This window comes from Balneola sp. EhC07, assembly GCF_001650905.1.
Taxonomy (GTDB): Bacteria; Bacteroidota; Rhodothermia; order Balneolales; family Balneolaceae; genus Balneola.
Window position 1 is genome coordinate 105,997 of the sequence record NZ_LXYG01000012.1, and the last position, 13,680, is coordinate 119,676.

The 13,680-nt window shown below is 38.4% G+C and carries 12 protein-coding genes; 2 read left to right on the forward strand and 10 right to left on the reverse strand.

The features are described 5' to 3' along the window. Positions 1-72: 72 nt before the first annotated feature. The 9 genes from A8B79_RS04735 to asd form a co-directional block, all read right to left on the reverse strand. Positions 73-507: an Hsp20/alpha crystallin family protein gene (locus A8B79_RS04735; protein ID WP_066218678.1), complete on the reverse strand. Its 435-nt coding sequence runs from the start codon at positions 505-507 to the stop codon at positions 73-75. A 268-nt stretch (positions 508-775) separates the two neighbouring features. Then, on the reverse strand, positions 776-3,745 hold the full coding sequence (locus A8B79_RS04740; RefSeq protein ID WP_066218681.1) for a lamin tail domain-containing protein: 2,970 nt from the start codon (positions 3,743-3,745) through the stop codon (positions 776-778). Between the two features lie 143 nt (positions 3,746-3,888). Then, on the reverse strand, positions 3,889-5,271 hold the full coding sequence (locus A8B79_RS04745; RefSeq protein ID WP_066218684.1) for an alpha/beta hydrolase family protein: 1,383 nt from the start codon (positions 5,269-5,271) through the stop codon (positions 3,889-3,891). Next, the gene (locus tag A8B79_RS04750; protein WP_066218686.1) at positions 5,271-5,939 is read right to left on the reverse strand and encodes an SdpI family protein; all 669 of its coding nucleotides are present in this window, start codon (positions 5,937-5,939) and stop codon (positions 5,271-5,273) included. The genes A8B79_RS04745 and A8B79_RS04750 overlap by 1 nt, the downstream gene beginning before the upstream one ends. A 4-nt stretch (positions 5,940-5,943) precedes the next feature. Further along, a complete protein-coding gene (locus A8B79_RS04755) occupies positions 5,944-6,204 on the reverse strand; it encodes an autorepressor SdpR family transcription factor (protein ID WP_066218688.1) in 261 nt (86 codons plus the stop codon). Positions 6,205-6,270: 66 nt separating this feature from the next. After that, a complete protein-coding gene (locus A8B79_RS04760) occupies positions 6,271-6,810 on the reverse strand; it encodes a superoxide dismutase family protein (protein ID WP_066218691.1) in 540 nt (179 codons plus the stop codon). 43 nt (positions 6,811-6,853) lie between these two features. Next, the gene (locus A8B79_RS04765) at positions 6,854-8,134 is read right to left on the reverse strand and encodes a lysophospholipid acyltransferase family protein (RefSeq protein ID WP_066218694.1); all 1,281 of its coding nucleotides are present in this window, start codon (positions 8,132-8,134) and stop codon (positions 6,854-6,856) included. Next, positions 8,127-9,053: a bile acid:sodium symporter family protein gene (locus tag A8B79_RS04770; protein WP_066218696.1), complete on the reverse strand. Its 927-nt coding sequence runs from the start codon at positions 9,051-9,053 to the stop codon at positions 8,127-8,129. The genes A8B79_RS04765 and A8B79_RS04770 overlap by 8 nt, the downstream gene beginning before the upstream one ends. A 93-nt stretch (positions 9,054-9,146) precedes the next feature. Further along, positions 9,147-10,196: an aspartate-semialdehyde dehydrogenase gene (gene asd / locus A8B79_RS04775; protein WP_066218700.1), complete on the reverse strand. Its 1,050-nt coding sequence runs from the start codon at positions 10,194-10,196 to the stop codon at positions 9,147-9,149. A gap of 149 nt (positions 10,197-10,345) precedes the next feature. Here asd and A8B79_RS04780 point away from each other — a divergent pair, with 149 nt between their 5' ends. Both A8B79_RS04780 and A8B79_RS04785 read left to right on the forward strand, forming a co-directional pair. Beyond that, on the forward strand, positions 10,346-11,800 hold the full coding sequence (locus A8B79_RS04780; protein ID WP_066218703.1) for a glycine--tRNA ligase: 1,455 nt from the start codon (positions 10,346-10,348) through the stop codon (positions 11,798-11,800). Between the two features lie 175 nt (positions 11,801-11,975). Beyond that, a complete protein-coding gene (locus tag A8B79_RS04785; RefSeq protein ID WP_235603584.1) occupies positions 11,976-12,560 on the forward strand; it encodes a hypothetical protein in 585 nt (194 codons plus the stop codon). Between the two features lie 65 nt (positions 12,561-12,625). Here the strand turns inward: A8B79_RS04785 and A8B79_RS04790 are convergent, their stop codons facing one another. Continuing rightward, positions 12,626-13,519, reverse strand: a complete 894-nt coding sequence (locus A8B79_RS04790) for a sensor histidine kinase (RefSeq protein WP_161485136.1) — start codon at positions 13,517-13,519, stop codon at positions 12,626-12,628. Between the last annotated feature and the right edge of the window lie 161 nt (positions 13,520-13,680).

A 13,680-nucleotide genomic window follows, 5' to 3' on the forward strand; every position in this document is an offset into this window, starting at 1 on the left:
TTTGTTAAGCCACAAATACACAAAGTTGTCATTTGAATTTTGTGTATTTGTGATTTAGTGACATTTATAATGTCACTTTACCGGTATCGATTGAGTATCCTTCAAATTTTCTGATTTCGGCATACTCACTGTCAATACTCCATTTCTGAAACTTGCGTTTACCTCTGCTTTGTTTACATTTTCAGGTAAAGCAAAAGAACGGGCAAATGCACCACGAGTTCTTTCCTGTCGTTTAAATTCTTCTCCTTCTGATAATGTAACTTCGCGTTCACCTTTTATAGTGAGAACGTTGTCTTTTAGGGAAATTCCGATCTCCTTTTTCGAAAGCCCCGGAAGATCGATCAGAATCTTGAATTCATCATCACTTTCAACGATATCACAATCAGGAGCAAAGTCTTTATCTTCATTGGTCAGCGGAACTACTTTTTCCACAAACTGTTGGATGTCTTTTCCGAGTTTGGAAAGATGTTTTTCCACCTCAATACCGAATTCTGTAAAATCTCCCATGATGCTCACCTCATTAAATTAATTTCAAGGAGAATAGAGCAAGCACAATGCCAACTTAGATGGGTTTAAGACAAACTGTCGCTTTGGCAGGCCACGCTATGCGTGGGATTAAAAAATATAGAATGAAAAATTAAAGATAAGTTAGGTTTTGACTTATCGAAAAAGGGGAGGGTGTCATTTGCTATGGTCGGCAAAGTGGACACGGACTCCCCACAGAACATTTAAAGAATCAACTTGAACCTTGATCTCCTCTCAGAAGAGATTGTTGTTATTTAACCAACACCATTCTCTGAGTTAAAGAAGTAGTAGGCGTTCTTAACTGGTAAATATAAATACCACTGGAAAGATTGCTTGCTTCAAATCTTACAGTATGACTTCCGGAAGTTAGATTACCATCGACCAAAGTTTCAACCTTTTGGCCGAGCATATTGTACACGATAAGCTGCACTTTTGCACTTTGCGGAAGCACAAAGGAAATATTTGTAGATGGATTAAATGGGTTTGGATAATTTTGTTTGAGGACAAAACTATCCGGACTGTCTGTTCCTTCATTTTCAATAGAAACAGGAACAGTTCCGTTTGCCCAACCCGGAGTTCCGCCCAATCTTGACGAAGCCATCCAGCTTGCTGCTAATGTGTTATCAGAACTAGCATCAGTAAGTTCTAATGTTGAGCCATCACCATCAGCTTCAATTGGCCATGGAGCATTATCTGAGTAGGTAAGAACATCTACGAGTCCGCCATCGGCATTAAATAAGCGTAATTCTTCACCCGATCCTGAAAGATTGAATGCAAAATCTCCAATGTAATTTCTGGCATCCGGGTTTACTGTTTTGAGTTTTGTGGTATCGTCAGCAATTACTAAATACCCAAAAGCTTCAAGAATAGTGTTATTTGGAATGACGAATGAATTTGAATCCACTTGATCTTTGAAAATCCAGCCGGAAACATCGACAGCTTCGTCCATAGTATTGAAAATTTCTACCCAATCTCCGGTTCCGAAATCATCAGATGAATTATAATTGATCTCATTAATGACCAATACATCAGTGATCTCTGAGAATTGAGCCTCTACTGTTACCGGACTATCCGTTAATGGAATCGTTAAAGTCTGAGATGCAGGTTGAGATTGACCATTAACAACCCAGGCAGAAATCTGGTAACCGAGCTGTGGTTTAGCTTCGAAAGTTGCATCAGTTCCCTGAAAATATATTCCACTCCAGTTTGAAGATGAAATATCAGGATTGATCGAATTAATTTGTACTGTTCCGTTTTCGGATGAAAGCAAATTAACACTGGTTGTATCGTTTCCAAGAGTGTCTGCTATTTCTGAATAGATAAAATCCGGAATATCTTCTACATACCATTCGGTGATGGTTTTAATGTATTCCATATTATAGTTTGTTGGACCTCCAATATCATACCATCCATCTGTCCAGCGAGCAATATCTCGAGACATTTCCGGATTAATTGCAGTATCAATAGAGTCGATCAAACCCATCATGTACTCAGGCTGAAAAGAGGTGTTCAGAAGATCTGCCAGACGATTTAAAAAGATCTCTTTATATCGATCATTTTCCAACATTCTGCCCAATATTTTATAACCTCCTGTACTTCCGCTCATAAAATCTCTCAGTGAGCTAACAAACTCATTTGGCTCGTCGCCTAAATTTTCCCACCAATCAAAATCATATGAAATGTAGTGCCATTTTCCACCCTGTTGACGGGGTCTCCAGTAGCGAATATTGTTAGGATCACCGTGAGAAGTATAAAGTTGATAAATCCAATGGTCTGTAAAACTGTCAAAGTCTATCACAGATTCAGCATAATTGAAGAAAGCATCTCCGGTCAGAGTTTCGTCATTAAAATTATCAAGAAGTTCATCGTAAGCAATCGCATCACCGTCGGTTACTTCGTCATAATCTTTGATCATATCAATGTCATTAAAACCATATCGGGATTCCACAAAATCATCATTCTTTCTTTCGTAGATATTATAAATACCCCAATACTGCCCGTTTATGTAAAGTACAGCAGGTTTGTAAGACTGCATTGCATTTTTATGATCCCATTGGATGTTTATGGTTCTCATAAGTTCATTTAATAATCTGGAACGTTCTTCCGCACCGGCTCTTAAAGAAAAACCATCATATTCCTGATAATCATTTTCCGGAAAAAGTGGGTAATTCAGTCTGTCTAGACCAAACTGATCATTGTTATTTATAATGAAAGATTTCTTTGGAAATCCGCGACTGAAATTTCCACCTATCTCTGCTTCTGCCATAAATTCGAATTCAGGATTTCCGAACTCATTCATGTATTCGATGTGGAGAGGATATTGAAAATCTTCCCAAAAATTAGCTCCGAAGAAAGGATACTGACCATTTGTCTCAGAAGAATCACCAATCACATACATACCTTTATCATAATCGAACAGCGAATCGGGCTCCATCACAAAGGAAACAACCGGGATAGTGTGTTGATCTTCAAATAAGAACGTATTTGTTATAGTTTCACTCGCTTGTTTTCCCGATTCGATTGCGATAGCTCGAATCACAGTAGAAGTATCCAGTGAAATTGGTGACGAATAAAGAGGTGAGTTTGCAGTTGGGACTGAACCTCCGGTTTCATATCTGATCTCAGCACTTCCTGAAGCCGAAAGCCCAACCGTTATGGTTCCTGAATAGAATCCGGTTTCCAGAGAAAAGGAGGGGGTGTCAGAAATTTCTGCAACAACACTGCCATCATTCATAGCATTTGGAGTCGGGTTTAAGAATGCAAAAGAGCCAACGCCATCCGTTTTACGACCAAGAGAAATATCGGTGGTTTGTTCTCCAAAAGAGATAGAATCTAAAACTGTGGTGCCATCCGTATCAACAAGTGCAATGTGCTCTCCACCTGCGCTCAATTTAAAATCAACGTGATGAGCACCCTGCTCAGGATCATTATCCAGCCAAATGATCAAATAACCGTTCGCATTTATAGTAGTTTGAGCACTTGAAGTACTTGGGATCTGCCATTTTGTAAGATCATCCGGGTCATCTGATAAATATAATCCTGCAAGGTTAACAGAGACATTTCCGGCATTATAAATTTCAATCCAGTCATCGAATTCACCTTCATTATCAGCTATAACTGTTGAGTTTGAAGCCATGATCTCGTTAATGGAAAGTTGTGCGAAAGCAGGGGCAGAAATAAAAAATAGAAGTAGCGTGGCAAGTGTGTAGCGAATATTCATATATGTTGTGCTTAATAATGATTTACAATGAAAGTAAAATTCTCTCTATAACAATGAATTTTAACTAAATATAGGAAGAAATCTAAGCATGAAATTGTGAAAAGTCGTTTCCCTGCGCTTATTCGGATTAGAATCGCATAATATTAGTTGGTAGTCATCCATTTAATGATGTGATCAAGAAAGCCATCAACAAATTTTTTATCTAGTTGAGGATATTCGTTTGCCAAACCGGTATTTGCTTTTTGAAACAAATGATTAGCATCATCAAAGATCTTGATTTCAAATTCCGTTCCCGAAATTTCCAGAGCCTTTCTTATTTTTGCCTGATTTTGAGTAATGGTGACCTGGGTATCTTTTCCTCCAAATAATACTAAAGTCGGTACATTAATTTTTTCAAGGTCATCCGTAGGAACATAAAACAACAAAGATTTTACCTGAGGTGAGCTGTAAATTTGAGCCAATTGATCAGTTTGATTGTTGACCATAGCATTGATATCAGGAATGGAATTTTTTTGAGAATCGGGTAATGCATTTAATAACTCAGAATAAGCCTGATTGTAACCAATTTTGGCTGCATCAATATCGTTATTGAAAGCAATTGCTTTCATCAACTCTTCTCTTGCATTGATCTCTTTTTCAACAAGGCTTTCCTCAACAGGAGAAGCTGCATATGCAAACTCAACCTGATAACGAAGTATCTCGCTAAGAGAAGGAGCAGTAGATCCCATAAGTATAAGTTGATCGACAGCTACATTTTCGGCAGCTACTTTCCCGGCTACAACGCCTCCCTGACTATGCCCCAGTAGTGCAAAGCGTTGGAATTTATTTTTTGCATCGTTTTGAAAATATGACATTATAGTTTCCACATCTGAAGCCAGATCATCTAAAGTAGTATTTCCAAAATTTCCTGTAGACTCACCAACACCCCTGTCGTCATATCTGAAACTAGGAATTCCTTCTTCTGCCAGACGTTGTGCCATATCAGAGAATATCTTGAAACCAAAAACCTCTGAATCACGATTTTGTGCACCGCTACCTGAGCTCATTATCAAAAGAGGAGCTTTAACATCGCCTGCAGGTAGTGTAAGTGTTCCACCAATTTGTATTTCACCATTAGAAATTATCAGATCTGTTTCATTTTCAGGCTTTGGTGGTGTAGTTGTTAATGAAGTTCTCTCTACAGAAAAAGGAGTGGTAGGACCGCCTTGAGAATAATTTCCTGAAATTTCGGTCTTGGAATCAAAGTTGCCTGTAAATTGTCCGGTGATTTGCCCTGCAGTAAATGCTAAAGCAACGGAATCTCCAGTTTGAAAAATTGGATCTAACTCTAAACCTTTAGCTCCTTGTTGGGGGATATCCAATGTTCCCGAATAACCATCAGCGAATTTGTCAATTTTGAATATGATCTTTAATTCTCCGCCCGGTACAGTTATGCCACCTTCCCAGATGCCCTGAAGAGAATTCTGACTATAAATTTGCGATGTAGATATCAGTGTTAGAAGAAAAGATACAAGAAATAGTTTCATCAGGAATCCTCATTAAAGTTTTTGAGCTTGTTGAATAATCTGTATGAATAAACGAAAGGAATTACGGCTAAAATGAGAACTGCCCCAACAATGAAGAACAGAGAACCTTTCAAGAAAGGGATAAAAGCTGAAACCATCATCAAAACTCCACCTGCAATCCAAAGTTTACTTGCAAAACGGTGAGTCTTCTTCCATACTTCCGGGTTTTCTAAAGTCCATGGAGTTCTAATGCCGATAAAGTAATTCGGCTTGATGGAATTCATATAATTTCCGAAAATTGCGATCAGAATACCAACACTAACTAAAACAAATTGACCGATATCTGCTTCCAGATCGAATGACTTCATCATAACCAAAGCATAAACACCAATCAGAAAAAGTGAAATTACAATACGTATTGCAGCAATTGGCTTCTGTGTGTTTTCAATCCTCTTTTTAGGGTCAATTGCAGGAATAACCAATAAGAAAAGGTAGGTTGCAAATGCAATTCCCGGTATTAAAAATGCATTTATCCATTTGGGACCAAAGTCGTCAGCTTCACCGGCAGCATTAAAATGTACAGGAACTATATCAGGCATTTTCTCCCAAAGTATGAAAGAAGCTATAAATGGTGCTGAGAGCAAAACTATCATATACCATTCTTTCTTTAGTGTGTTTTTGATATTCATGGCATTAATTTGAGTTCATTAACTTAAAAAGCCATTGCGTGGCTTCTTCCAGAGCAGTTGTATCCAGTGAATAAACTATAAACTGGCCATCCCGTTCAGAGCTCACCAATCCTGCGTTTTTCAGAAGATCAAGATGATGAGAAATGCTTGGCTTGGAAATTTCAAAAGCTTCTGCTATTTCTCCTGCTGATAAATCTTTTTCCTTCAAAAGATCCAGGATCTGTCTACGAGTGGAATTGTTTAATGCTTTAAATAGTTTGTTCACTTAGATAATTAGATAACTGTCTAAATATAAATTATAAAAACGAAGATTCAATAGAAAGGTTTCAAATTAGTTTTGGGCTATCCCAATAACACCACAAGCAATACGAGCTCCGGCATCTCCGGAAGGCTGAGAGGTAAGATCATCTTCACCGGCGTGTATGATAATTCCGCGACCGATAATTTCTTCCAAAAAGATATGATTATCTACATAACTAAGTGTAGTTGTAGATTCCTCGCCTTCGCTTACCAGGTTTCCCATGTCACCAACGTGGCGTTTTTCTGCGTCTCTTGAATTGTGTTGCATGTCGTCAGGATCAAAATGTCCACCCGCTGAGCTCCCATCTGGTGCTGTGCAATCACCATACTGGTGGATATGGAAACCGTGCTCGCCTTCCGATAGGCCTGTAATTTCAGCAGTTATTTTAGTTCCGTTGTTTATTTTATCAAAGTTGACAGTTCCGGAAATGTCGCTATCCCCAATGGGATGGATTACAGCTACAGCATTTTGAATCTGAGGTCCGTCAAATTCCTTAACTACCTCAATTCTTTCTGTTTTGGTACAGTTTAAAATTAGTGTAAGCGCTAAAAGTGTAAATAGATTCTTCATGTCAGTTAATTTAGTTTTTTAATTAACAAAGAGAATTATTACTTCATTCACCTTTAACAACAACTTTTCTGAACTCAGCAATTTTAGATAGCTTCGTTTTCAGGTCATTAAAAATATCAGGGTTGGATAATTTGAACCGCTGAATTTTCTTTTTCTCTTTTTGATTTCGGAGTAGCTCGTTCGCCCTTTTAAACATTGTTGAGGTAAACAAACTAACCAGAAAATATCCCCATGCCCAGATCGCCGGTACTCCGGCAATTAAAAGAATACAAGTCACTAATAGATAGAAAAGAGGGAAGAGAAATAATCCAAGAACGAATTTGATGGAGACATCGAAAGCTTTGTCCTGGATCTTATTTTTGATGATGTAGCGAGCGGGTTGATATGGGATAATTCCATTCAGCCAAACAAGAAGGTAAATGGGAGACAAAAGAATTCTTTTGATCATGGGTAGTTTTACTTCAGATAAAGCTCTTACACTCAACTTATTCTTCTCAGCGACTTCCAGTACATGTTCCGCATCTGATATCAGTTCCGGTGTTTGCAGTTTTTCAGCATTCTGAACTAAAGTATTCATGTACTCATTATTCGAAAGTTTTGCTCTGTCAGATTCCATTTCATCCAGTGCAATCTTTATCAGAGGATACTGATCCAGTTTAGGGACATGCATGATCAATGGTTTCAGATTATCTGAAGTCTGATTCTTTAAACTGTTTGCAGCACTCCGCTCACTTTCTTCATATTCTTTTCTGTAGTCCGAAACTTTGATAGGATCTCCGAAAACAACACGTACTTCATTTCTGGAATTTTGATGGTCGCTGTAATTAACGCCAACCGGCTGAACATACAGATCTAGATTCCAGTCATTTTTGATTTCAGCATCAAAAGCTATTCTTGTAAACCCTTTGCTGAAAGGACGAAGGCGTCTCTTCAAGTCATGATTAGCTTCTGCAAAAACAAGTATAGCTTCTCCATTCGTTAAATATTCAACGCAAGTTTGAAATATCTCATTGTTCTTTTGGATCTCACTCATTCCGTCTCTCACCCGGTAAACTGGAAGCAGGTTCAGGGAGCGTAAAAACCAATTCATGAACTTCGACTGAAATGCTTTTGCCCGAGTCAAAAAAGAAGTGGTTTGAAACACAGTTGTAGTAACCAACAACGCGTCCATAAAAGAATTCTGATGATTGGGAACCAATAAGATCGGTTTACCTTTTGGGATCTTATGTTTGTCGACTACATGTATTTTTTTATAAAAAAACTGTAGTCCGGTTCTTACTAAACCAAGACGAATAAAATTGTACCAAAGAAAGTTTTTACGCATTAGTTATCACGCGTTGAATTGATTTTTTCCCAACCGACCAGTACCAGCCAAGGCTCATTCCTGCAAGTATATGCCAGATTCCCCACCAGGCTGTAATAAGTGCCATGCCGCCTAGTCCGTCAAAAAAGTTGAAAATTAAAAGTAAACCCAATCCCGAGTTTTGAATTCCTGTTTCAATGGAAATCGACCTTCTGTCAGCTTCAGGAAGGTTAAATGCTCTGGCAAGCCCATATCCTGAAGTTAAAGCTACAGCATTATGGATAAATACCAAAAGCAGAACAAACTGTACATATGCAATAAAATTGTCAAAGTTGGTCCAAAAGGCAACAATCACAAATCCCGCAAAGAAAATCACGCCAAAACCTTTAATCCAGGGGCTGATCTTTTCAGCTACATTTGATTTAAAATGACGAACGATCATCCCCAAAACAAGCGGAATCCCGAGAATCAAAACTATGATCTCAAATACTTTACCCAGATCTAAACTGATCTCCTGAAGGATCGCATTTGTTGGAGAATACAAACCTGCCCAAAAAGTGAAATTCAGTGGTGTCATAACGATAGCAAGTAATGTTGCAATGGCAGTCATGCTGACCGAAAGTGCAGCATTTCCTTTTGCCAGCAAAGAAAAAAAGTTGGAGATATTACCACCTGGACAAGCAGCTACCATAAACATTCCTAAAGCAACACTGGGTGCGGGTTGCATCAGCCAAACTAATACAAATGTTAGAAATGGAAGTAGTAAAAACTGAGAAAAGGAGCCTATAAGAGTGGATTTAGGGTTTTTTGCGATGTCTTTAAAGTCTTGTATAGTAAGCTCTAGAGCCACACCAAACATAATTACGGCAAGCGATACATTCATCACCATTAAGCCGCCTTCCCCGAGATTTAATTGCAGAGCATCAATCGATTCAGTCATGCAGTGAATGTATAAAATAAGTGGGTTTTATTTAGGGAGAATTTTACAAGTAGGGTCGCAAAATTTTGCGACCCTACTTGATATCAATAAAGGCTACCCTAGAAATCCTTTTACCTTTAATAATTCCGCATTCAGGATTGCGCCACCGGCAGCTCCGCGGATAGTATTATGAGCCATGGCAACGAAACTGATATCAAACACTTCAGATTCACGAAGTCGACCCATATGTAATTGCATGCCGCCTTCCTGATCAGCATGGAGTCTGGGTTGAGGATATCGGTCATCTTCATGAAGTTTGATCACTTCTTTGGGTGAAGAAGGAAGATCCAGATCCGCAATTGGGTTTTCCCAGTTCTGAATTGCTTGTTTTACTTCGTCGATGGATGAAGGAGTTTTTTTCAATTTTACGGTTGCCGAGATCATATGTCCATTGATGGCAGGAACACGGGTTGCGGTAGCACTCAGATTAATTTGTGGTTCCGTAAGTTTTCCATCTGTGAGATCAGATAATAATTTCTGAGTTTCCGGTTTGATCTTAGGCTCTTCTCCTGAAATAAAAGGAACCACATTGCCTAAAATATCTAAACTGGCAACGCCTGGGTATCCAGCTCCGGAAATCGCTTGCATTGTGGTTAAGATCACGGTTTCAATTCCGAAGGCATCATGAAATGGTTTCAATGCTAATGAAAGTGGCACAGCAACACAGTTGGGATTGGTAACAATCCAGCCCGAGCCATCTGCAGTAAATTTCTGAGTTTTGATGAGGTCTATATGATCAGGATTTACTTCCGGAACCAAAAGCGGAACAGTGTCATCCATACGGAAATTCTTCGCATTCGAGATCACAGGAATACCCGCTTTAGCGAACGCTTCTTCGATCTCACCGGCAACGGAAGAATCCAGACCGGAGAATACAAAATCAACGTTTCCGAATTCCTCCGGTTTACAGTTAGCTACAATCATTTTTGCAATCGAAGAGGGGAGATTAACATCTTCGATCCAATTGGCTGCATCATTATATTTTTTACCGGCTGAGCGTTCTGAAGCACCCAAAGCTTCAATTTTAAACCATGGATGGTTTTGAAGTAAACGAATAAATTTTTGTCCAACGGCACCGGTAGCGCCTAAAATACCAACTTTCATGTGTTCAATTAAGAATGATTCAATGTAGAATTAAGAATGGCTAAAAATAGCATTCTTAATTCCTAATTCTCAATTATTCATTCAAATTTGGTTAAACTAAATTCTTATCTTCAAAGCTTATTCAAAATCAAAAACAGAGTTAGAACTTAATGTCGAACTTAGATAGCCTGGACAAGATCGTTTCACTGGCAAAAGCACGTGGTTTCATTTTTCAATCTTCTGAAATTTATGGCGGACTTAGCGCTGTATATGATTACGGCCCATTAGGTGTGGAATTGAAGAACAATATCCGCAATACCTGGTGGAAAGAAATGACGCAACGACATGATAACATTGTTGGTATTGATGCGGCTATCTTCATGCATCCGAAAGTGTGGGAAGCCAGCGGCCACGTAGGCGGATTTAACGATCCCATGATCGATGACAAGCAGTCCAAGAAACGCTACCGCGCAGATATGTTGATCGAGCAGTATATCGCTAAGCTGGAAAAAGATGGCAAGCAGGATGAGGCTGATAAAATTCAGGAGCAGTTAGATACTACAGGAACTCGCAAAAGTTTAACAGAAGACCTGTATGATATTATCATGGAAAACGAAATTCGTTCTCCCGACTCCGGCGCTTTCGACTGGACCGAAGTTCGTCAGTTTAACTTGATGTTCAAGACTCAGTTTGGTTCTACATCTACAGAAGAAGATGGAGTGTATTTACGTCCTGAGACTGCACAGGGAATTTTTGTGAATTATAAGAATGTACTGGACACAGCCAGAGTTCAGGTTCCTTTTGGGATTGCACAAACAGGAAAGGCATTCAGAAACGAAGTAGTAGCCCGACAGTTTGTTTTCCGTATGAGAGAATTCGAACAAATGGAGATGCAGTATTTTGTAGAGCCGGGTACAGATGGTGATGCTTATGAAGAATGGCTGGAAAAAAGATTAGCTTGGCACAAAAGTATTGGGATACGAGAAGAGAATTTAAGAACAGCTCCGCATCCGGGTGATAAACTAGCACACTACGCCAGAGCCGCTGCCGACATTCAGTATAAATATCCGATTGGCTGGCAGGAAGTGGAAGGAATTCATAATCGCTCTGATTTCGATCTTACTCAGCACCAGGAATTTTCCGGAAAGAAATTGGAATATTACGATCAGAAGAATCAAAAAAGATACATGCCGTACGTGATCGAGACTTCAGTTGGACTTGATCGTTTGACGCTTATGGTTCTTTGTGATGCATACCGTGAAGAAGAAATAGACGGTGATTCCAGAACGGTTCTGAAATTGGATCCGAGATTAGCTCCTGTGCAAGTTGGCATTTTTCCATTGATCAAAAAACCTGAATTGCAGGAAATAGCTCATAAAATTGAGAAAGAGCTTCGCGAAGATTATTCAGTTCAATACGATGAATCCGGTTCTATCGGTAAGCGATACAGAAGATTAGACGAAGCAGGAACACCGTTCTGTATCACCGTAGATTTTGAAACGATAGAAGATGATAATAAGGTAACTATCCGATACAGAGATGATATGAGTCAGGTTCGAATTCCTATTGAGAAAGTTGGTGATGTGATTAGGGATGGTATTAAGGACTGGAAGGTGGAAGGATAGTCTTTTCTGCTTATATATAAGAGAAGCGTCACGGAGGGCGTTGTAAAGTTTTGCAATTTTGAGCTTTACAACACCCCTCAGATCAAATCGAGAACTGTCGATTTGACCGTCTCCCCTCGAGGGGAGAATTATATGACAACCTTTTTATGTAGTTGTATATTCTTATATGATTCGTATGATTTTCTTTCTTTTAGTTTTTACAGTTTCTAATTGGGCTCTTCCAACTTATAGTTATGAAAATGAAAGCGATCTTTCAGAAATAGTTCTCAGAGAAGACTCGATTGATAAGTTTAGCTTGCCATTTCCTGAAAAGAAGATGTTTAATGAACTGGCATTGTTTTACGAACGATTTGTTGTCAAGGAAGAAATCGGGATGCAAGATGGCCCCGACTTTCCATTAATCAGCTTTTACGATAACAATAATGAAGTATTATTCTTCAAGTTTGATCCGGAAAATAGGCTATTATTAGATAAAGTAATTGTATCAAACTCAATCGTAAGAGATGAATATGGGTTGCAAGTCGGATTAACAGTTTCTGATATAATAAAGAATCGTGGCACAGATTTTAGAATCATAACAGATGCCCATCAGCATACCTACTTAAAGAATGAAAGGTCAAAAATAAGTTACGAGATAAGTGTAAGTTCTTTTATATCGGATGCAGAGCTTAGTTCGGTTAGTTCCTCAGATTTTAAAGCTTTAGAAAATGCAACAATCGAGAGGATCATCTGGACTAATAAAAAGATTGATAGTAATTAAATTTTACTATGTAGGTTTAATCTGATTTTTCAGAAAATTCCCTTAAGCAATCAAATATATATAAGCTAATCAGCCACACTTCCCGGAAGATCGATAATTACTTTAGTGCCTTTTCCGGGAACACTTTCTATTTGCAATTTGCCATCCATAATTTCAATGTATTTGGCAGCTGCCTTAAGACCAAATCCGGTTCCTTTTTCATCATTAGTGCCAACGGTGGTTACCCATTCTTTACTAAACAGGATCTTTTCCAGCTTCTCCTCACTTATCCCTACTCCATTATCCTCAATCGTTGTAATGGTACGATCACCTTTTTTTGTCAGATCAATATAAATGGATCCGCTTTTTGGGGTGAACTTTATTGCATTATGAAGAATATTACGTGTGACAAAAGAATAGCTTCCCTCGTCTGCATAAATTGACTGTTCTAAATTGTGAGTAACGAGATTTATATTCTTGGATTCTATGTTGTGATGATAAAGAGCCAGAACCTGAGTCCATGTTTTTTGAGAATTGAAAAGCTCAGGTTCGATCTCTTTATTTTCGATCTGTGCTTTTGACCATTGTAAAATATCGTCTAAAAAACTAAGGAGGTTATCAACTGTTCCGGAAAGGTCATTGATATAGAAGCTTAATTCTTCTTTAGAAAATGTTTCTAACTCGATCAGATCAAGAATTCCGTAGACGCCTGAAATTGGGCTCCTGATATCATGCGCTATAATTGAGATAAGACGATTATTTATTTCATTTAACCGTTGCAATTCATCTTTCTGAACCTCAATTTTTTTGTAATACCGGATCAAAAGATAGGACATTGGATATGAGATCAACGCCGGGATTATTACAGAAATAGACAGACCAAAAGTATTTACCTCAAAGCCCCATATTGCACTTAAGATCAAGTAACATACAAGTGAAATAATTATTGAAATAACCATCACCTTTAATGGTGATAGCATGAACTTTGCTAAGGTGTCTCTTTTGTGCATGTTAGGATTTTTTCAGTCAGAACTTAAGTTTTAAAAGAATTTATACCAACTCGATTTTAGTCAATAAATATTCATTTTATAAAAACCGAAAATTTTGGATTCTGATTAAAATCAGTTTCAACTTCTATAAT